Below are 18,364 nucleotides of genomic sequence, written 5' to 3' on the forward strand. Positions count from 1 at the left end.
CGGGGCCTCGCCGGGCGCGCTGCCGTCGGGGGCGAGGCGTGCTTTCCACTGGATGCCCTGTTGCCGCAGCAACTCCGGCGCAAACGCGATGCCGGCACCGGGGAGCCCCTCGGTTTCGGGGATGATCGCCCCGGAGCCGCTGGCCACCAGAGAGCGTTCGACCCGGTCGAGGTCTTCCACCAGCACGGAGGAGCGCAGGCCGTCGAGCACCTGCACGATCACCCGGGACTGTTCCAGGCCGAGCTCCCCGCCCTGCAGGGCCTCCCCGAGCACCGGGTAGGTGGGGGCCAGCGGGCGGCCGAGCAGCATCCGCTGCCCAGCCTTCTCACCGAGCACGGCCCGCTGACGTACTTCGGAGCGAGAGAGGCGGGCGAGGGTGCAGACCAGCTCGACGCCGCTGCGGCAGCCGAGCCGCCGGGCCAGCGTCGGCGCAGCCAGAGACGCCGCCGCACGCGCCACGCTCGGAGAAGCCGCATCAGCCGCAGCACCCTCCGGGATCACGGATTCCGCAGCAGCCTTGCCCGAACCAGCCTTGCCCGAACCAGCATTCTCCCGGGCGGCATTCTGCGCGGCGGCGGCGCTCTGATCAACAGCAGCCTGGGCGGCGGCTTTCGCTGCGGCAGCATCAAAGTATTCGGAGCGGCGCAGCACATCCGACGTGGAGAGCACCCGGGCCCCGTCGACCACCCGGCCCACGCTCTCCACCGCCAGCAGCAGGGTCAGTGATTCTTCATCACCCAGCAGCCCGAACGACACCCCGCCCAGTGCCGCCAACAGAATCTCCCGGGCCTGCTCCACCGCCACAATGACCGGGTTCGAACTGGCCTCGTTCGGGTTTTCCATGAACATGGGCGCCATTGCCTCCTTGACACCCATTCTACCGCAAATCGAACACAAAAACGATAGAATCTCAGAAACATTTCTGGAAGCAATTTGGAAGGTCGACGCGGATAGCTTTAGCCTCGGTACCCCAGAATGCTTGTTTGCAAGCCGTTCGGGGTGTACTAGTCGCGTGACGGTTTGCCTTTACGACGGGATAATATCGAATTCAACAGCGGATTCCTGTCACGAAACGTACACGTCAGGGCTCCTTTTGATCGATGCACGCGGCGATCTGTGATGCTGAACCCATCTTCGCTGGGCGCAGCATCCAAATCTTGCCCTCGTTCCGGGCCTAGGCCTCGACTGCAGGCACGGTGGCCCCCGGCGAGACGCAGGCGCAGCGTCTGCCCCTGGCGAGCCGTCGACACAGCCACGCACACAATGACCATCCCAGCGAGGCGGCATCCACCGCGCCGTCCGGGGGTGAGCGCACCACGGTGAGCTACGCGGCCAGGGGAGCGGCTCCTGCCTGCCAGCGGATGGCGCGTACGCCGGACCGGGTGCCGTGCATGTTGTCATCGTGGCCGCGCCGGCGACGACACTCGACCAGGTCCTCGGCCGGCGTGATGTGCGGGTCGCGGCACGAGTTGTCGTAGCCGGTGTAGTCGATTTCAAGGAGGAGTTTGTCGTCAGTCATGGTTGAAGTTCCAGTTCAGCGGAGGCACCCCGAGGTGAGGTGTCCCGGCGAATGCAGATGCCGGATCACAGCGCTTGCCTCGAACCGATCGTGCAGTACACGACCCGATCTGAGGCCCGATGTCACTCTCCGGCAGCATCGGCGGAGCCGGTCTCTGCGTTCGAGGGTAAGTCGCCGCGGTGCGGATTGTCTGCAAGAAAGCGAAAATGTTTCATTTCGTTACACGGTGGTGATCTGGAGTTAACGTCGATCGGCCGGCTCGCCGCCCGGGCGTACCCTCGAATTATGAAACGTGCGCTCGCGCTGAGCCTGGTCACCGTGCAATTTCTGCTGCTGGGGGCTCTGGCCTTTCTGCCCCATGGCTCGCTGTGGTCGCCCGCCATCGGCATCATCGTGGCGGCCATCACGTTCGGTCTGGTCGGCGCCGCCCTCGCGGTGCTCGGCGTCGTCGGCCTGGGGCCAGCGTTGACCGCGAGTCCGATTCCGCGGGAGGACGCCCCGCTGGTCACCGGAGGTGTCTATGGGCTCATGCGCAGCCCGATTTACGCGGGACTCATGACCGGCGGTGTCGCACTCGTGCTGGTGGGGGCATCCGCTTGGCACGTCGTGGCGTGGCTCGCCCTGGTCGGCCTGCTTTCAGCGAAGACGCGGTGGGAAGAGCGGATGCTCGTGGCCGAGCACCCCGATTACCTCTCTTACGGCGCGCGGGTCGGGCGATTCTTTCCGGGCATCGGTCGGCTGGCCGAGCGCGGCTGATGCCCTTTCATGCTGGTTTCGGGTGTCGGGTAACGATTTTGCCGCCCGAGTGTTGGCCCCAGTATGACCATTCCGCTCTCCATTCTTGATCTCGCTCCGATTGCCCCCGGGCAGACCGCTCGGGAGAGCTTCGCGGCGAGTGTCGCGCTCGCCCAGAGGGCCGAAAAACACGGGTACGAGCGCGTCTGGTATGCCGAGCACCACAACATGCCGACCATCGGATCGTCGGCGACGAGCATCCTGATCGGCCACGTCGCCGGGCAGACCAGCACCATTCGGCTGGGATCCGGCGGCGTCATGCTGCCCAACCACTCCCCGCTCGTGATCGCCGAGCAGTACGGCACGCTCGCCGAGCTCTACCCTGACCGCATCGACCTCGGCCTCGGCCGGGCCCCCGGCAGCGATCAGAACACCGCCAGAGCGATGCGCCGCGACCCGCGCGCCTCCGACCAGTTTCCGCAGGACGTCATGGAACTGCAGGCCTACCTGCGCGGCCAATCGATCGTGCCCGGCGTGCAGGCGGTTCCCGGTGCCGGCACCAACGTGCCGCTGTACATTCTCGGATCCTCACTGTTCGGCGCAGGTCTGGCCGCCGCCCTCGGTTTGCCCTACGCCTTCGCGTCACACTTCGCACCCGATGCGCTGCACGACGCCATCGCGCTCTACCGCCGCGATTTCACGCCGTCGGAGCAGCTTGCCACGCCGCACCTCATCGTTGCCGCCAACGTGATCGCGGCCGACGATAAAGCGGATGCCGTGGCCCAGTTCGAGACGACCCGCCGCACCAGGGTGCGCGGCATGCTCTCCCGCGGGCCGGCGACGCCTGAGTACAGCGACGACCAGATCGACCTGTTCCTGACCACGCCGGAGGGCCGCAATATCGCCAACATGATGCGGTATTCAGCGGTCGGCACCGCCGACGAGGTACGCGCCTATCTCGAGGAATTCGCCGAGGGAACCGGAGCTGACGAGCTCATTCTCGCGCACCAGTCGCCGCTCATCGAGGGCCGCCTGCGTTCGGTCGAATTGACCGCCGATGCCATGAATCTCGTATCGGCGTAGGTTTCTAGCATGACTCCGGACACGCTCGTCGATCTCTGCCTGAGCCTGCCCCAGGCGATCGAGACCTTTCCGTTCGGCGAGGAGACGAGCGTGTTCAAGACCAGCGGCAACGGCAAGATCTTCGCGCTCTCCGCCCTCGGTGGCGAGCCGTTCACGGTCTCGCTCAAAGTTGATCCGGAGGAGAGCCGGGCGCTCCGTGAAGAGTTTCCGCAGTGGATCACCCCGGGATACCACCTCAACAAGAAGCACTGGATCACGATCGTGCTGGACGGCCACGTGCCCGCCGAGCTCGTGGAGCAGCTGCTGCGCGACAGCCACGCGCTCGTGCGGCGCCGCCTCACGCCTCAGACAGCGGCTCGCCCAGGGGATCGGCAGCGCTGAGGTCGGCCAGTGCCATGCCGCCCACGGGCAGGCCGGCCCAGGACAGCAGGGTCCAGCCTTCTTCGGGCGAGCCGGTCAGCTCGACAACACCGGTGTTGTCGAGCTCGTTTTCGCCCGCGAACGTCGCGGGCACGTTCTGCGCGCGGGCTGCGGTCCACACGCGAATGGCGGCGCCGTGGCTGAACACCGCGGCGACCTCAGAACCGGCAGCGGCCCGCGCGATGTCGGTGTCGAACCGACGGAAGAAGTCGTGACCGTCGTGAGCGCCCGGCATCCGCTTGTCGAGGTCGCCGGAGCCCCAGGCCACCGCGGTTTCCAGATAGGTGCGAACGGATGCCCGATCGCGCAGCCCCTCGAGCGACCCGGCTTCGATCTCGTGTAGTCCGGACGCGACCTGCAGCTCGAGGCCGCGATCGGCGGCGAGCGGATGCGCGGTCAGATGCGTGCGCAGCAGCGTCGACACAAAAATGGCGTCGATCGGGTCGGAGCGCAGGGCATCGGGTATCGCGGCGGCCTGGCGCAGGCCGAGATCGGTCAAACCCGGGCCGGGACGCTCGGTATCGAGGCGTCCGAGAACGTTGCCGGGAGTCTGGCCGTGGCGGATCAGGAGTAGTCGCATGTCTGTTCCAGCATAGGGAACCTTGCTGGGCGGTGGGAGACGGATGCGCCGACGGCTGCGGCACGGGGCGATACGGCGCGGTCTCGCAGCGGAGAGTGGCAGCATGGAGGAAATACCTTCGAGCGTTCGAATAGGAAGCAGTTTTATGACGATCATCAAGATCAATGCCATCACCGTACCGAGCGACGGCGGCGACGAACTCGCCCAACGCTTCGCGGCCCGCGCCGGGGCCGTCGACGACCGCCCCGGTTTCGAGGGTTTCGAGCTGCTCAAGCCGACCGACGACCGCCTGACCTGGCTCGTCGTCACGCGCTGGGCCGACGAGGAGTCGTTCCAGGCCTGGCTGACCTCCCCGTCCTTTGCCCACGGCCACCGCAGCGAAACCCCGAAGGAGGGCGAGCCGAAAGCGCGCCCCGTCGGTGTGAGCAGTGAGCTGTGGTCCTATGCGATCGCCGGCGGGACCGCCAGCTAAAGCATCCGGGCTGCCGGCTTCCCGCGAAGGCGGTCCTGCCGCCCTACGCGGGCGGGCCTGCCTCGGCGCCGTCCTCTTGAAGCAGTTTGGTGATCGACCGCAGGGTTTCGGGGGAAACGTCGCCGAGCATCCGCGCCGCAAAGCTCACGACTCGGGCAACGCGCAGGCTCTTGACAAATTCGAGCTGGGCGTCGACCCGGTCGGGCAGGTCGCCGGCGGCGCCGAGCATGTATTCCGGAGGGATGCGGAAGAACTCGGCGATGCCGGTTAGGAGCGCCGGATCGGTGACGAGGGGGCCGTCGCCGGTGATCATGTAGGCCCAGCGTGCCCGGGAGAGCGTGAGTCCGCGTTCCTTCAGTCCCGCCTCGATTTGGCGGAAGGTGTACGGGGTATTGCCCTCGGCCACGACGACATCGAGCAGCAGGTTGAGTTTGCGCGCCAGCTCCAGCTGCGGGCTCACGTCCCCACAATTCTGCGGCGCGCTCATCGTGTCGGCCCGACGAGGGCGGCGGGGGTCGCTGGCAGACCCACCTGGGTTCGCTGTTCGGCCAGTTCGATAATGGCCAGCTCGGCCGGGGTGACGGCCTGCTCGGGGCGAAGCAGCAGGCTGTCGCGAATCTCGACGTGTCGTCGATACAGGTGCGCACCGGGTCCACTGACCGTGAGCAGCTGCCGCGGTGAGAGCTGCCGCTCGATGCTGAGGTGCGGAGTGTCGCTCAAAAGCCGCCGCCACAGCGGTGTGATGCGCCAGAGCAGCACGCGGTCGCGGTAGTTCTCTCGGCCGGCGGCCAGCGCATCGACGGCCGCCGTCAACCCGAGGCCGATGACGAGACTGATGGGGGAAAGCAGCAGGGTCAGCGTGTAGGCAGTACGCGCCCAGCCGACCAGGAGATAGTCCGCGTAAAAAACGGCAAGCACGGCACTGGTCAGGCTGATGACCGCGTAGGTGAGAACGCCCAGGCAGGCGAGTAGCACCAAGCTCAGTGAGATCAGCGTGACCGGGCGGCGTTGCCGCCGCAGGTCAGCCAGGCAGGCTATAGCGAAGGACACCGCAAAGATTCCCATCGCGATCCAGGTCGTGGCCGCGTACGCGGTGAAATCCCAGCGAGGAATGAACGAGGCGGCGATATCGTCGGTCACCCGCCAATCGCTTCCGAAGAACAAGATGGCCTGCGCGACGATGATCCCGCTGGTGACCAGGGAGGTCGCACGCTTGCGCGCCCGGGTGAGGCCGCGCGGCGACATGGCTTCCTGCACGATGACGTCGAGCAGAGCAATGGCAACGATCGTCAGAGCGTGGAAGATGAAATAGGTCACATTGCCGTTCCCGAGCAGCGCATCGACCGGACGGTACACCGGCTGGGGCATAAGCGTCATGGTCAGAGCGAAGACCGCGAGAAACAGCAGGAGTGGCCGTCGGCGTCCCCGAATGGCCGACGGCACGCACACCGCCGCGGCGACCCAAAAGACGGCTGACAGGATGAAGAGAACTGTTTGCATCAGAGAACTCGTCCGAATCCGGTTAAGGTGCCGTGGGCGGCCAACGGCCCATCGTGCAGCATGATGAGCGCCAGCCGATCGCCGATGGCCTCCGCCAGTGCCTCCTGCTCATCGGTGAATCGGCTGCGGGCCAGTGCGTGGACGATTGCGTCAAGGGGAATGAGCGGCGCCAGCAGGGCGATTCGGTCTGCGGACAGCAACTCCTGTTCCTGGTTCAGAATCATATGGCCGAATTCGTGATTGATGAACTGCTGCCGGTGCACCATAGAGGAGGTCGGCGCGTGGTAGATCCGTTCAAAATTCTCGCCCGATACGGCAATCCATAGCCCGCAGAGACCGGCCTCGAGCATGCGCGGAGTCGCCCTCTGCACCACGATTTTTTTTCCGCGCACTGTTTCCATGTGCCGGTGCAACAATTCGGCCGTGAGCGGCCGGGGCAAACCAAGGTCGGACACCATCGTGTGCGCCCGCTTCTGTCGCGACTCGTAGTTCATCGGATGCCCCCTGTTTGCCCAACCAGCCTACCCTTCGCCGGGTGCGGCCAGCCTCGGCGCGCGCCGCGGCCCTCCAATGGGTTACGATAGACATGTCTAACGGGGGTCTGTGGGGGAGGATCAGCAATGGCATCGCTCGACAATGGCGGCAATGCGGGGGCTCTGATATCGGTGTCTAACACGTGGTATAGGCGGCCAACGGTCGAGCGGGCACTGCGCTCCACGTGGAATTTGCGCGATCGGCGCCCTCTTATTGGGGGCGCCGAGCGGCAGATTTCCCAAGCCAAGCCGTTCCGTCATGGGGGAACCGGCGTGTTCGACCTCTGGCTACGTTCCCAAAGATCTCACTCTGGAGCCCGATCCGACCGTCTCGTGCAGTCGTGGTTGCTTGGCTTGGTTCCAGCGGGGGTCAGCCCGCGCGTCATCCTCACCTTCGACAGCTGGCACAACGCACGAACGAGCACGGAAATATCCAGGGACGCCCTCGGAACCGTGACCATCGCGAACCTGGCTACTGTGCGTGCGGCACTGAAAATCATTGATGCCGGAAACAGCGTGGTGGTGCAGGTCTGTTCTATTCCTGACCCATCGGAAGAAACCCTCCCCACGATTCGGGTATGGGTGTGCAATCGAAACGAGGCCAAAGCCATCGACGCAGCTACCCTCGAGCAGAACCGGCGGGGCTTGCTCCCCGTGCAAGCTCCGCGTGCGGCAGCACGATTCGAGACCGGGTGGATCGTGACCGGGGAACCCGGCGGGGCGCACCGTACTCGTGGGCGCGCACGCTAAGAAACGTTACTTCGGGGCCGCGCACCGTTCGGGGCCGCCGTTAGGCTGATCCAATGAACACCGACCGAGAGCCCGAGCGAACGACTGACACCGAAACTTCCGTCGCCCAGGCGCGCCCAGCCCGATCGCAGGCCCTGTTGAACGCCGTCAGGTCAAGTGTCGTTATCGCCGACGGCGCCATGGGCACCATGCTGCAGGAGCACAACCCCACCCTCGACGACTACCAGCAGCTCGAGGGCTGCAACGAGATCCTCAATGTGAGCCGCCCCGACATCATCGCGGCCATCCACGACGTCTATCTCGAGACCGGCATCGACGCCATCGAGACCAACACCTTCGGCGCCAACTGGTCGAACCTCTCCGACTACGGCATCGAAGACCGCATCGAGGAACTCGCCCGGCTCGGCGCCGAGATCGCCCGCACCAGTGCCGAGATGTTCGAAGCCCGCGACGGCCGCGTGCGCTGGGTGCTCGGCTCGATGGGCCCCGGAACCAAGCTGCCCAGCCTCGGCCACACCACTTACTCAAACCTCAAGGCCACCTTCGCCGAGCAGGCGCTCGGCCTTATTCGCGGCGGCGCTGACGCCTTCCTGATCGAGACCTCGCAGGACCTGCTGCAGACAAAAAGCGCGGTGAACGGATGCAAGCAGGCCGTAAGCGAGACCGGCATCCGCTTGCCGATTTTCGTCGAGGTGACGGTGGAAACCACGGGAACCATGCTGATGGGCAGCGAGATCGGCGCGGCGCTGACCGCGCTCGAACCGCTCGGTATAGACGCGATCGGCCTGAACTGTGCCACCGGGCCCACCGAGATGAGCGAGCACCTGCGCCACCTCTCGAAGTTCTCGCGCGTACCCGTGATCTGTATGCCGAACGCCGGTCTGCCCCAGCTCACCAAGACCGGCGCGAGCTACCCGCTGACCCCCGACCAGCTCGCCACGGCGCACGAACAGTTCGTGAAGGAGTTCGGGCTGGGGCTGGTCGGCGGATGCTGCGGCACGACTCCCGCACACATGCGCAAGGTGGTTGAGCGGTTGCGCGGCGTCACAGTGAAGCCGCGCACGCTCGAAGCGGATCCCGGCGTCGCCAGCCTGTACCAGCACGTCAGTTTTGACCAGGACAGTGCCTTTCTGGCCATCGGGGAGCGCACCAACGCCAACGGCTCCCGAGCCTTTCGGGATGCGATGCTCGCCGAGAACTGGGACGACTGCGTCGACATCGCCCGCAGCCAGGTGCGGGACGGCGCCCACCTGCTCGACGTCTGCATCGACTACGTCGGCCGTGACGGCGTCGCCGACATGAAGCAGGTCGTCTCCCGGCTCGCGAGCGCGTCGACCCTGCCGCTCGTCGTGGACTCCACCGAGCCGGCCGTGCTGCAGGCCGGCATGGAGCTCATCGGTGGCCGCCCGGTGGTGAACTCGGTCAACTTCGAAGACGGCGAGGGGCCGACCTCGCGGTTCGGCCGCATCATGCCGCTCGTGAAGGAGCACGGCGCCGCCGTGATCGCCCTCACCATCGACGAAGAGGGCCAGGCCCGCACCGCCGAGCACAAGGTGCGCATCGCCACCCGGCTGGTCGAGACGCTCGTCAACGTGTGGGGCATGCGGGTCGAGGACATCATCGTCGACGCCCTCACCTTTCCGATCGCGACCGGCCAGGAGGAAACCCGTCGCGACGGCATCGAAACCATCGAGGCGATCCGCCAGATCAAGGCGAAGTACCCCGGCATCCACACCACCCTCGGCGTCTCGAACGTGTCGTTCGGGCTCAACCCGGCGGCTCGCTCGGTGCTCAACTCGGTGTTCCTGCACGAGGCGACCGCGGCCGGCCTCGACTCCGCCATTGTCAACTCGGCCAAGATCGTGCCGCTCGCCTCGGTGCCCGATGACCGCCGCAAGGTGGCCCTCGACCTGGTCTGGGACCGCCGCGAATACGACGCCGAAGGCACCCTCACCTATGACCCTCTGGTGGCCCTGCTCGACCTGTTCGCCGGCGTCGACTCCGCCGCATTGAAGGACGAACGTGCCGCCGAACTGGCCGCCCTGCCGGTGGGCGAACGGCTCGAGCGCCGCATCATCGACGGCGAGGCCAAGGGCCTCGAAGCCGACCTCGACCTCGCCCGGGCCGGGGGCCTGAGCGCCCTCGACATCGTCAACGTGCACCTGCTGGTGGGCATGCAGGTCGTCGGCGCCCGCTTCGGCAGCGGCGAGATGCAGCTGCCGTTCGTCCTGCAGTCCGCCGAGGTCATGAAGGCCGCGGTCGCGCTGCTGGAGCCGCACATGGAGAAATCCGAAGCGGCCGGCAAGGGCACGATCGTGCTCGGCACAGTTCGCGGCGACGTGCACGATATCGGTAAGAACCTGGTCGACATCATCCTCACCAACAACGGCTACGACGTGATCAACATTGGCATCAAACAATCGATCGCTGAATTTATTCGCGTCGCCGAAGAGAACAATGCTGACGTCATCGGTATGAGCGGCCTCCTCGTGAAATCCACGGTCGTGATGAAGGAGAACCTGCTCGAACTCGAGTCCCGCGGGCTCGCCGATAAGTGGCCGATTTTGCTCGGCGGCGCCGCCCTCACCCGCTCCTACGTGGAGGACGATCTCGACAGCGTCTTCGCCGGACAGGTGCGCTACGCCCGCGATGCCTTCGAGGGCCTCGCCCTGATGGAACCGCTCGTGGCCATCTCCCGAGGCGCCGACCCCTTGTCCGTCGGGCTGCCGCCGCTCAAGAAGCGCATCCACAAGAAGAGCCTGCTCACCCTGACCGAGCCGGAGGAGATGCCCGCCCGCTCCGAGGTCGCTGCCGACAACCCCATTCCGGTGCCGCCGTTCTGGGGTACCCGCATCGTCAAGGGCGTCGCTCTCGCCGATTTCTCGGCCTTTCTCGATGAACGCGCCACCTTCATGGGCCAGTGGGGGCTCAAACCGAGCCGCGCCGAAGACGGCGCCAGCTACCAGGAACTGGTCGACACCGTCGGCCGGCCGCGCCTGCGCTACTGGCTCGATCGCATCCTGAGCGAGGGCATGCTCGACGCTTCCGTGGCCTACGGCTACTTTCCGGTCGTCGCCGAGGGTGACGACATGGTCGTGCTGCACCACGGCGACGACCCCACCGGGCTGGTGGGCCAGGCCGGACTTCTCGCGCCCGACGGCGGTTCCGGCGGCGTGCTCGGCACCGACCGCCTGCGCTTCAATTTCCCGAGGCAGCGCCGTGACAAGCACCTGTGCCTGGCCGACTTCGTGCGCTCCAGGGACACCGGCCAAATGGATGTCGTGGCCCTCCAGCTGGTCACGGCCGGCTCGAACGTGGACTCGGTGACGGCCAAGATGTTCGCTGCGAACCAGTACCGCGACTACATGGAACTCAATGGGCTGACCATGCAGCTGACCGAGGCGCTGGCCGAGTACTGGCACTCGCGCATCCGCTCGGAATTCGGTGTGGGCGGCGAAGACCCGACCGATATCGCCGGCATGTTCAAGCTGGAGTATCGCGGCGCCCGCTTCTCGCTCGGCTACCCGGCCTGCCCCGAGATGGAGGACCGCCGCAAGGTTGTTGAGCTGCTGAAACCGGAGCGCATGGGCGTCGTCTTGTCGGAGGAGCTGCAGCTGCACCCGGAGCAGTCGACCGACGCGTTCGTGTTCCACCACCCGGAAGCGAAGTACTTCTCGGTGTAACGGGTCGTTCCTCCCGAATCACCCCGCGTGGCGCTCGAAGTACTCCGAGAGGGCGTCCCGCATGATGTCGCTTTGCGGTCGCTGCGCCGCCGTGACAAAGGTCGCGAGCTGATGGTCGAGTTCTTCCGTCAGGCGAAAGGTTCGTTTGGGCGACTGGTACCCACGAGCTTTCTGTTCACTCGCCAAACTTGGGCGCCCGCGAAAGGCCTTCTCGACGCCCTCAGCGCCGCCCAGCGCCGCCTCGAGAGCTGCCCGGCCGTGGGCCGCGGCCGCGTCGCCCTCGCGTAGGCGCGCGTCGGGCCGCGCAGCTCCCGTACGTCGCGCGGGAGCTGCGCCGGTGCGCGGGAGTTACGGCGGCGGGGTGGCCTCGAAGGCATACGTTACGCGGGACTTGCGCCAGTACGCGGGAGATAGGTTCTGGCCGGAGCTCCAGCGTAACTCGTCGCGCGGGAGCTGCGCTCGTGCGCGCGAGTTGCGCCTCCCGCGCAGCTGCGCAAGTCCCGCGAAGCGTGAAAACGGGTGCGGTCAGCGGCGGGGGTTCAGACGGGCACGACGCAGGGCCGCGAGTACGGCAGGGCCGACGAGGGCGATGCCGACGACCGTGGTGATGGCGCGCACGGTGTCCCAGGTGAGGGTCGACGTGACGAGCGAGTAGAGCGCGAACGAGGCAAGGTTCTGGCCGGGGTCGGCGGCGGCTTCATAGGAGATTCCGGTGCCGCTGCCCACGGCGAACGGCCAGAACCAGAGGTTCATCAGAAGCCCGAAGAGGTACGAGGCGACCACGCCGTAGGCGGCCAGCAGGGCGATTTCGAGGCTCGCACGCCAGCGCTGCGCGGTTGCACGCCGCGCGGGTTCGGTCGGCGGAGTCGCTTTCGGCCAGCGCTGCAGCAGCCCAGCACCCGCTCCGACCCAGCCGCAGGCAAACATTTGGAACGGAGTCCACGGCCCGAAACCACCCCAGAGCAGGGAGGACACCGCGATGGTGAGCAGTCCGAGCAGAAAACCGAACCGGGCGCCGTAGACCCGTCCGGCCAGAATCAGCAGCACGAACACCGCCTCGACCCCGCCGACACCGGCACCCGCGATGCGCACCGCGGCACCGACTGCCGAGAGCACACCGAGCAGCGCCACTGTTTTCGCCGTGTACATCTCCCGGTCGAGGGTGAGCGCGAGGGCCACGATGAGCGCCGGTATGAGCGCGAACGCCACGATCGGCACCGCCATTTGCGCGTCGGCCGGCACCGCCCCGACGAAGAACGGCCAGGCGAAAGCGGCTGCCGCGAGAGTGTTACCGCCACCGAGAATCCACGACTTCCAGCGGATGCTGCGGCGCGCGCTGACAATAACCGTCACGTGAGCACCTCGATCGGCGCGGATAGCCGGGCCGCCGCCATGCGTAGGGTTCGCGTGGCGAGACCCCGCGCAAAGTTATTGTCGTGGGTGGCGAAGATGACCGCGGCGCTGTGACCGGCGGCCGTGAGGAGCGCCGCGCTGACCAGGGCACGCGCCGCCTGGTCGAGTCCGCGGGTGGGTTCGTCGACGAGCAGTAGGGCCGGCCGGGCCGCGAGCTGAATTGCGATCACGAGGCAGAGTCGTTCGCCGGCGGAGAGGTCGCGCGGGTGACGCTCGAGCAGGTGCGCGGCATCCGTTGTGGCGTCGAAGCCGAGCAGCTGCGCGAACAGCGTTGCGGTGCCTGCGAACTTTGGGAGCTGAAGACCACGGTCGGCCCGCCGGCATTCCTCTGCCACCGTGATCGCGAACAACAGGTCGTCGAAGTTCTCGGGCACGAGCGCCACAGCCCGACGCCGCCCGCGCCGTTTGAGGGTCTGGACATCGTGCCCGGCGACAATCACGGTGTCGGCAGCCGTCGGCAGCGCGATCGCGCGCAGCAGGCTGCTCTTGCCGGCACCGTTGCTGCCGCGCAGCGCGATGAGTTCGCCAGCTCGCACCTCGAACGATACGTCGTCGACGGCCAGATCGGCGGCGTGCCGAACGCTGAGACGACGGATGCTCGCCAACGGCACTGCAGGTAGGGTCGCGATCGGCTTCAGTGCAGGAATCTCGAGGACGTCCGCGAACTGGAACTCGGCGGGGGAGAGCTGGTGCAGGCGGCTGCCTCGAATCTGCAGCCAGGAATCCGCTGTTCCGGCGAATTCGTGGGTGTTGTGTTCGGCGAGAACGACGCACACACCAGCCTCGTGGGCGAGCTGGCCGAGTACCGTGCAGACGCGCGCGCGCGCGGACTGGTCGAGGTCGGCGAGCGGCTCATCGACGAGCAGCAAGATGGGGTGGTTCACCAGGGCGGCGGCAATGGCGACGAGGCTGGCCTCTCCGGCCGAGAGCTGCTCGATCGGGCGAGATATGAGGTGCTCGATTTTCAGCCGGGCGGCGACCTCGAGCACGCGGGCGTGCACGATGGGCGGGGCCACGCCTCGCACCGCGAGGGTGAACCCGATCTCGTCGTGCACCGTTTCGGCCGCGAACCCGAGCCGCACATTCTGGGCGACGAGTCCGACGAATCCGGCGGTGTCGCGTGGGGGAGTCGAGGCGCGGTCGGCTCCGGCAATGTCGATGCGCCCGGTCTGGACTCCGTCGTAGAAATGCTGGAACAGCCCGCTGAGGCTGTGAAGCAGGCTGGTTTTGCCGGACCCGGTCGCGCCGACGATCACGGTCAGGGTGCCGGGTTCCAGGGTCACGTTGAGGTCGTCGAGGTGCCAGCCGGCTCCGAAACTCAAACCGGCACCGGTGAGCACCACGGGTGCCTCGCACACGCCGGGGACAGCGCGGGTCGCCGCGAAACCGCGCGTCTCCATCGACGCGGCCAGTGCGAGGGCCCGCTCGATGGTCTGCTCGAACACGGGCACGAGCAGCGACGCGATCGACCGTTCACCGCGCAGGGCACGGGCCACCCGAACCCGCCGCACCGACTCCAGGAGCGCTGGAAAGGTGGCCCAAGCGATCACGAGGGAGCGCGAAATAGCGCGCAGCGGCCCTCGGCCCGCACCGCGCGCGAACAGGGACTGCACGTTGATGACGGCGTTGAGCAGGCCGAAGAACACGATGACGGCCGCGACCGGCAGCGCGCTGAGCGCGGCGTTACCGAGTCCGAGCAGGGTGATCGGGCCGAACAGCGTCATGTGGCTGAACGGTCCGTCGAGCCGCAGCCGCGGAAGATCCAGAAGCACCGGGTCGAGGCCAACGTCGGCGCCGCCGAACACCACCCGGTAGACGACTCGCAGCAGCACGAAGCCGACAGCGAGCACGACTGCCGCGCGGAGCGGGGCGAGGCGCCGGCGAAACACTAGCTGCCGGGCGTGGGCGTCTCGGTGCCAGTGGTGTACACGAGGCCGAGGGACTGGCCGGGCTCGACCTCGAGCGTGCCGAGACCCTCCATGGCGTAGTCCCAGTCGGCGTCGGGGGTGGCTTTCACCCAGAGAGCCCAGTAGGCGTAGGCGGGCGGCATCGACGCGCAGGTCTCGGTGAACGACTCCTGCCCGTCGACCACGACGGTTTCGTCCGCGGCCGGGCGGTCATTGACGCGGCAGACGATGGCGTCGCCGTATTCCACACTGCCCTCGGTAGTGATGCCGGTCGTCGTGAGTGCCGCGCTGGCGGCGATAGCCGCTGTCGCGTCGACACAATCCGTGACCGTGTCGGCGTCGAGCGTGCCGAAATCGACGACGACGTTGACCCCGGCACACTCGGAGGCAGAGACATCCGCTTCGGCCGGTGCGGTGGCGGTGGCGGCAGCGGATGCGCCCGAGCCCGAGCCGGAGCCGGAATCGGTGGTGGCGCATCCGCTCAGGGCGGCGAGCAGAACGAGCGCGCCCAGCGCGGCAAAGGTTCGAGTGGGCGCGGTGACAGGCGGTGCGGTGAGGATCATTACTTCAGAATACCTAGCGTTTAGAGGATGCCGGCGACTCGGTCGAGCCCGCCGCGGAGGTCGAGCAGAAGGTCATCGAGTGCTTCGATGCCCACCGACAGGCGCAACATTCCGGCGGTGATGCCGAGGCGGGCGTTGAGGTCGGGGGCGAACGAGGCGTGGGTGGTGGTGAGCGGGTGCAGCACCATCGAGCGGGTGTCGCCGATTCCGGTCATGCGGCTGAACACGCGCAGGCCGTTGGTGAAGGCTCGGGCACCCTCGATGCCGCCCTTGACGGTGACGGCGAAGACAGACCCGGTGCGGCCGTTGTAATACTTCTGCGCGATTTCGTGCAGTGGGCTGCTCGACAGGCCGGCGTAGTCGACGACCTCCACCTCGGGCTGTTCCTCTAGCCAGTGCGCGATGGCGATGGAGTTGTCGACGTGGCGTTCCATGCGCAGCGACAGGGTTTCGATGCCCTGGTGCAGCAAAAATCCGTTGAACGGCGAGAGCGACGGCCCGACATCGTTCACGACGGCCTCGCGCACATACTGGGCGAAGGCGGCCGGACCGAACCGGTCGAGCAGGGAGGGCAGGCCGGGGCGCAGAGAGTCGGTCAGCAGCGGGTAGCGACGCGAGCTCGCCGCCCAGTCGAAGGTGCCGCCGTCGACGATCGCGCCCGACACCCCGGCGCCGTGGCCGCTGAGGAACTTGGTGGTCGAGTGCACGACGATGTCGGCGCCGTGCTCGAACGGACGAATCAGGTACGGCGTGGCCACGGTGTTGTCAACGACGAGCGGAATGCCGTGGCGGCGGGCGACGGCGGCGATGCGAGCGATGTCGACGACGTCGTTGCGCGGGTTCGGGATGGTCTCGGTGAAGATGGCCTTGGTTTCCGGGCGAATCACGGCGTCCCAGGCGGCGTCGGAATCGGTGTCCCAGACGTAGTCGACCTCGATGCCCATGCGGCGAAAGCTGCGGCCGAGCAGAATGCGGGTGCCGCCGTAGATGCTCGCGGTCGAGACGATGTGCTCGCCCGCTTCAGCGAGGGCGAACAGGGCCGAACTGATCGCGGCCTGCCCGCTCGACACGGCGACACAGGCAGTGCCGCCCTCGAGCGACGCAAGGCGCTGCTCGGCGACCGCGTTGGTGGGGTTGCCCTGCCGAGAGTAGATAGGCTCCCGCGAACCCCCGTTGAACCGGGCGGCCCCGTCGTCGAAGCTGTCGAAGACGTACCCGGCGCTCAGGGTGAGCGGCGGAATGCGGGCACCACAGTTCGCGTCGGCGTATTCGCCGACGTGCACCTGGCGGGTGTCGAAGCTGAAGCCATCCCAGTCGGTGATCGGCTCCACGACCTCGGTGGCGTCGGAGTTCAGTAGCGAAGCGGATGCTGGTGCTGGCGTGGCCATGGAACTTCCTGTTGCGTCGGTGTGGAACTGGAGCGGGGCATCCGTTGTCGGCGCCATCAGGCGGCCGTGACCGTGGGGTCGGCGGCCACCCGCGCCACGAGTGCCGCGATGCGGGCGACGGCCTCGCGCAGGGTGTCGGGCGAGCAAGCCAGGTTGAGCCGCGCGAAGCCCTGGCCGCCGAGCCCGAAGGACTCACCGCTATTGAGAGCGACGCGGGCATCGTCGAGAATGCGCTGGTACGGGTTGTCGCCGAGACCGACATGGCGAAGATCCATCCAGGCAAGATAGCTGGCGCGCGGCCGGTGATAGACCACGGCGGGCAGGTGTTCGCGGAGCAGTTCAGACAGCAGCAGATCGTTGGCGACAATTTGATCGATGGCATTGTCGAGCCAGTCGGTACAACCGAACGCGGCGATGTTCGCGTGCAGGCCGAGGATGCTGGTGCGACAGGCGACCTCTTCGGGCAGGCGGCCGAGCAGCTCGTTGGTCGCGTCATCGGCCGCGACCACGATGGCGCACTTGAGCCCGGCGATGTTCCAGCCTTTGCTCGCGCTGGTCACGGTGACCGCGCGGGCGCCGGCGGCGAGGGCGACCGGCGCGAACGGAGTGAAGGTAGCGCCGGGGTAGGTGAGCGGCGCGTGGATCTCATCGGAGATCACGAAGACGTCGTAGCGGGCCGCGAGTTGGGCGAGTTCTTCGAGGGTGCCCGGGGCCCAGACGATCCCGTGTGGGTTGTGCGGGTTGCAGAGCAGGAAGGCATCGATGCCGAACGCGAAACTGCGCTCCAGGGCGGCGAAGTCGAACAGCCAGGTGTCACCGTGCTCGATCAGCGGGGTCTCGATGACGGTAGCCAGGGCCTCTTCGACGAGTTCGTAGAACGGCGGATAGACCGGCGGCGTGATCGCCACCCGCCCACCGGGTGGTACGGCCAGGCGCAGCGCTTCGACGATGCCGACGCTCACATCGGTAGCGAGGTGCACGTGGCTCGGGTCGACGACCCAGCCCCACCGGTCACGGGCGAACGTGGCGAAGGCCGGGGCGAGCGGGCCGGGGCCGTCCAGGTAGCCGGTATCCGACGCCTGCACCCGCTCGACTAGGGTCGCGATGATCTCCGGCGCCAGGGGGTAATCCATCTCGGCAACAAACAAGGGAAGTACGTCGGCGGGAAACCGAGTCCACTTGATGCTGCTGCGCTCGCGCCGGATATGCTCCAGCGGTGCGACCTTGATGACTGACATGACCACAGCTTGTGGCCGCGAGCGCGAATAAGCGAACAGGCACGTAAACATTCGACACATGAGCGGATGTCGCCGGCTTGCCGGTCGCAGCGGTCACGGGTGTTGTTTACATGAGTTCGCGCACCCGGCGTTAGCCGCGGGCCGGCGGGATCGTCTTGCGCATCACGGTCTTGCTCTTGCCGATGTGACGCTCGAACGTGAATCCCGCTTTCTCGAACATGGCCCTTGTGCCCTTGCGGTGGTAGATGCGCGGCAGTTCAACTGGGCTGCCAAACTCGCACCACGCGATCGCCGCGTCGCCGTCGAAGACGAGAGCGGCGTGGGCGAGGCCTCCGCCACGAGTCTCTGCTTGAACATCGGCCCGTCGTACTCGCTCTTGACGGTGCACTCCGTGTCGCCGTGGAAATACGTGCAGTAGCACCCGCCCCAGACCCCGTTGTGCTTCTGCGCGAGCGCCAGCCACGCCGAAAAGGTCTCGGGAGTCAGCGGTTTGACCACGTGCGAAGTCATCACGTCCACCTCCGGGGTTGACTCGGGAATTCATCCGCAGCGCGCGAGCGCGGAACCGGGTATCAGCCCC

The 18,364-nt window shown here is 67.0% G+C and carries 18 protein-coding genes and 1 pseudogene; 7 read left to right on the forward strand and 12 right to left on the reverse strand.

The genetic code is table 11. The annotated features are described in order from the left end of the window. Positions 1-858, reverse strand: a pseudogene (locus tag CXY78_RS18160) (hypothetical protein); the annotation flags it as partial. 466 nt (positions 859-1,324) lie between these two features. Beyond that, on the reverse strand, positions 1,325-1,519 hold the full coding sequence (locus CXY78_RS18165) for a hypothetical protein (RefSeq protein WP_104090551.1): 195 nt from the start codon (positions 1,517-1,519) through the stop codon (positions 1,325-1,327). Positions 1,520-1,804: 285 nt separating this feature from the next. On the opposite strand from CXY78_RS18165, the gene CXY78_RS18170 reads away from it, so the two are divergent. From CXY78_RS18170 to CXY78_RS18180, 3 genes are all read left to right on the forward strand, one after another. Next, positions 1,805-2,275 (forward strand): isoprenylcysteine carboxylmethyltransferase family protein, encoded by a 471-nt coding sequence (locus tag CXY78_RS18170; protein WP_158253342.1) that lies wholly within the window; start codon positions 1,805-1,807, stop codon positions 2,273-2,275. Positions 2,276-2,338: 63 nt separating this feature from the next. Further along, a complete protein-coding gene (locus tag CXY78_RS18175; RefSeq protein WP_104090554.1) occupies positions 2,339-3,337 on the forward strand; it encodes an LLM class flavin-dependent oxidoreductase in 999 nt (332 codons plus the stop codon). A gap of 9 nt (positions 3,338-3,346) precedes the next feature. Next, the gene (locus CXY78_RS18180; protein WP_104090556.1) at positions 3,347-3,718 is read left to right on the forward strand and encodes an MmcQ/YjbR family DNA-binding protein; all 372 of its coding nucleotides are present in this window, start codon (positions 3,347-3,349) and stop codon (positions 3,716-3,718) included. On the opposite strand, the gene CXY78_RS18185 is transcribed toward CXY78_RS18180, so the two are convergent. After that, positions 3,675-4,337, reverse strand: a complete 663-nt coding sequence (locus tag CXY78_RS18185) for a histidine phosphatase family protein (RefSeq protein WP_104090558.1) — start codon at positions 4,335-4,337, stop codon at positions 3,675-3,677. The genes CXY78_RS18180 and CXY78_RS18185 overlap by 44 nt on opposite strands. A gap of 145 nt (positions 4,338-4,482) precedes the next feature. Here CXY78_RS18185 and CXY78_RS18190 point away from each other — a divergent pair, with 145 nt between their 5' ends. Then, positions 4,483-4,809 (forward strand): antibiotic biosynthesis monooxygenase, encoded by a 327-nt coding sequence (locus CXY78_RS18190; RefSeq protein ID WP_092339607.1) that lies wholly within the window; start codon positions 4,483-4,485, stop codon positions 4,807-4,809. 43 nt (positions 4,810-4,852) lie between these two features. Here CXY78_RS18190 and CXY78_RS18195 read toward each other — a convergent pair whose 3' ends face one another. Genes CXY78_RS18195 through CXY78_RS18205 form a run of 3 tightly spaced genes read right to left on the reverse strand, consistent with a single transcriptional unit; the run spans position 4,853 to position 6,803 of the window. Beyond that, positions 4,853-5,269 carry a hypothetical protein gene (locus CXY78_RS18195; protein WP_233197494.1) on the reverse strand — a complete coding sequence of 139 codons (417 nt, stop codon included), beginning with the start codon at positions 5,267-5,269 and terminating at the stop codon, positions 4,853-4,855. Between the two features lie 23 nt (positions 5,270-5,292). Continuing rightward, entirely contained in the window at positions 5,293-6,309 is a 1,017-nt protein-coding gene (locus CXY78_RS18200) for a DUF6545 domain-containing protein (RefSeq protein WP_104090560.1), read from the reverse strand. Beyond that, positions 6,309-6,803, reverse strand: a complete 495-nt coding sequence (locus CXY78_RS18205) for a hypothetical protein (RefSeq protein ID WP_104090562.1) — start codon at positions 6,801-6,803, stop codon at positions 6,309-6,311. The genes CXY78_RS18200 and CXY78_RS18205 overlap by 1 nt, the downstream gene beginning before the upstream one ends. Positions 6,804-7,187: 384 nt before the next feature. On the opposite strand from CXY78_RS18205, the gene CXY78_RS18210 reads away from it, so the two are divergent. The 3 genes from CXY78_RS18210 (at position 7,188) to CXY78_RS21115 (ending at position 11,563) form a co-directional block, all read left to right on the forward strand. Continuing rightward, on the forward strand, positions 7,188-7,592 hold the full coding sequence (locus CXY78_RS18210) for a hypothetical protein (protein WP_158253343.1): 405 nt from the start codon (positions 7,188-7,190) through the stop codon (positions 7,590-7,592). 53 nt (positions 7,593-7,645) lie between these two features. Then, complete coding sequence (gene metH / locus CXY78_RS18215) at positions 7,646-11,275, forward strand: methionine synthase (protein ID WP_104090563.1); 3,630 nt, start codon at positions 7,646-7,648, stop codon at positions 11,273-11,275. A gap of 111 nt (positions 11,276-11,386) precedes the next feature. Next, positions 11,387-11,563 carry a hypothetical protein gene (locus CXY78_RS21115; protein ID WP_158252869.1) on the forward strand — a complete coding sequence of 59 codons (177 nt, stop codon included), beginning with the start codon at positions 11,387-11,389 and terminating at the stop codon, positions 11,561-11,563. A 237-nt stretch (positions 11,564-11,800) separates the two neighbouring features. Here CXY78_RS21115 and CXY78_RS18225 read toward each other — a convergent pair whose 3' ends face one another. The 6 genes from CXY78_RS18225 to CXY78_RS18250 all read right to left on the reverse strand — a co-directional run bounded on the left by CXY78_RS18225 (position 11,801) and on the right by CXY78_RS18250 (position 18,172). Continuing rightward, the gene (locus CXY78_RS18225; RefSeq protein ID WP_092339614.1) at positions 11,801-12,628 is read right to left on the reverse strand and encodes an ECF transporter S component; all 828 of its coding nucleotides are present in this window, start codon (positions 12,626-12,628) and stop codon (positions 11,801-11,803) included. Then, entirely contained in the window at positions 12,625-14,577 is a 1,953-nt protein-coding gene (locus tag CXY78_RS18230; protein ID WP_104090565.1) for an ATP-binding cassette domain-containing protein, read from the reverse strand. Before CXY78_RS18230 ends, CXY78_RS18225 begins: the two co-directional genes overlap by 4 nt. Beyond that, positions 14,577-15,158 (reverse strand): hypothetical protein, encoded by a 582-nt coding sequence (locus CXY78_RS18235; RefSeq protein WP_104090566.1) that lies wholly within the window; start codon positions 15,156-15,158, stop codon positions 14,577-14,579. Before CXY78_RS18235 ends, CXY78_RS18230 begins: the two co-directional genes overlap by 1 nt. Positions 15,159-15,178: 20 nt before the next feature. Next, the gene (locus tag CXY78_RS18240; RefSeq protein ID WP_092339617.1) at positions 15,179-16,546 is read right to left on the reverse strand and encodes an O-acetylhomoserine aminocarboxypropyltransferase/cysteine synthase family protein; all 1,368 of its coding nucleotides are present in this window, start codon (positions 16,544-16,546) and stop codon (positions 15,179-15,181) included. A 56-nt stretch (positions 16,547-16,602) separates the two neighbouring features. Then, entirely contained in the window at positions 16,603-17,784 is a 1,182-nt protein-coding gene (locus tag CXY78_RS18245) for a MalY/PatB family protein (RefSeq protein WP_104091001.1), read from the reverse strand. Positions 17,785-17,914: 130 nt separating this feature from the next. Next, positions 17,915-18,172, reverse strand: a complete 258-nt coding sequence (locus tag CXY78_RS18250; protein ID WP_369827352.1) for a hypothetical protein — start codon at positions 18,170-18,172, stop codon at positions 17,915-17,917. Positions 18,173-18,364 lie beyond the last annotated feature (192 nt).

The sequence above is a fragment of the Cryobacterium sp. N19 genome, from assembly GCF_002929595.1.
In the GTDB taxonomy this organism is placed as follows: domain Bacteria; phylum Actinomycetota; class Actinomycetes; order Actinomycetales; family Microbacteriaceae; genus Cryobacterium; species Cryobacterium flavum.

What these genes read in the sequence shown, in the direction of transcription:
- CXY78_RS18235 (WP_104090566.1), bottom strand. Translation starts at nt 15,158, where the DNA reads ATGATCCTCACCGCACCGCCTGTCACCGCGCCCACTCGAACCTTTGCC.
- CXY78_RS18185 (WP_104090558.1), bottom strand. Translation starts at nt 4,337, where the DNA reads ATGCGACTACTCCTGATCCGCCACGGCCAGACTCCCGGCAACGTTCTC.
- CXY78_RS18165 (WP_104090551.1), bottom strand. Translation starts at nt 1,519, where the DNA reads ATGACTGACGACAAACTCCTCCTTGAAATCGACTACACCGGCTACGAC.
- CXY78_RS18200 (WP_104090560.1), bottom strand. Translation starts at nt 6,309, where the DNA reads ATGCAAACAGTTCTCTTCATCCTGTCAGCCGTCTTTTGGGTCGCCGCG.
- CXY78_RS21115 (WP_158252869.1), top strand. Translation starts at nt 11,387, where the DNA reads ATGGTCGAGTTCTTCCGTCAGGCGAAAGGTTCGTTTGGGCGACTGGTA.
- CXY78_RS18240 (WP_092339617.1), bottom strand. Translation starts at nt 16,546, where the DNA reads ATGGCCACGCCAGCACCAGCATCCGCTTCGCTACTGAACTCCGACGCC.
- CXY78_RS18180 (WP_104090556.1), top strand. Translation starts at nt 3,347, where the DNA reads ATGACTCCGGACACGCTCGTCGATCTCTGCCTGAGCCTGCCCCAGGCG.
- CXY78_RS18175 (WP_104090554.1), top strand. Translation starts at nt 2,339, where the DNA reads ATGACCATTCCGCTCTCCATTCTTGATCTCGCTCCGATTGCCCCCGGG.
- metH (WP_104090563.1), top strand. Translation starts at nt 7,646, where the DNA reads ATGAACACCGACCGAGAGCCCGAGCGAACGACTGACACCGAAACTTCC.
- CXY78_RS18190 (WP_092339607.1), top strand. Translation starts at nt 4,483, where the DNA reads ATGACGATCATCAAGATCAATGCCATCACCGTACCGAGCGACGGCGGC.
- CXY78_RS18205 (WP_104090562.1), bottom strand. Translation starts at nt 6,803, where the DNA reads ATGAACTACGAGTCGCGACAGAAGCGGGCGCACACGATGGTGTCCGAC.
- CXY78_RS18170 (WP_158253342.1), top strand. Translation starts at nt 1,805, where the DNA reads ATGAAACGTGCGCTCGCGCTGAGCCTGGTCACCGTGCAATTTCTGCTG.
- CXY78_RS18245 (WP_104091001.1), bottom strand. Translation starts at nt 17,784, where the DNA reads ATGTCAGTCATCAAGGTCGCACCGCTGGAGCATATCCGGCGCGAGCGC.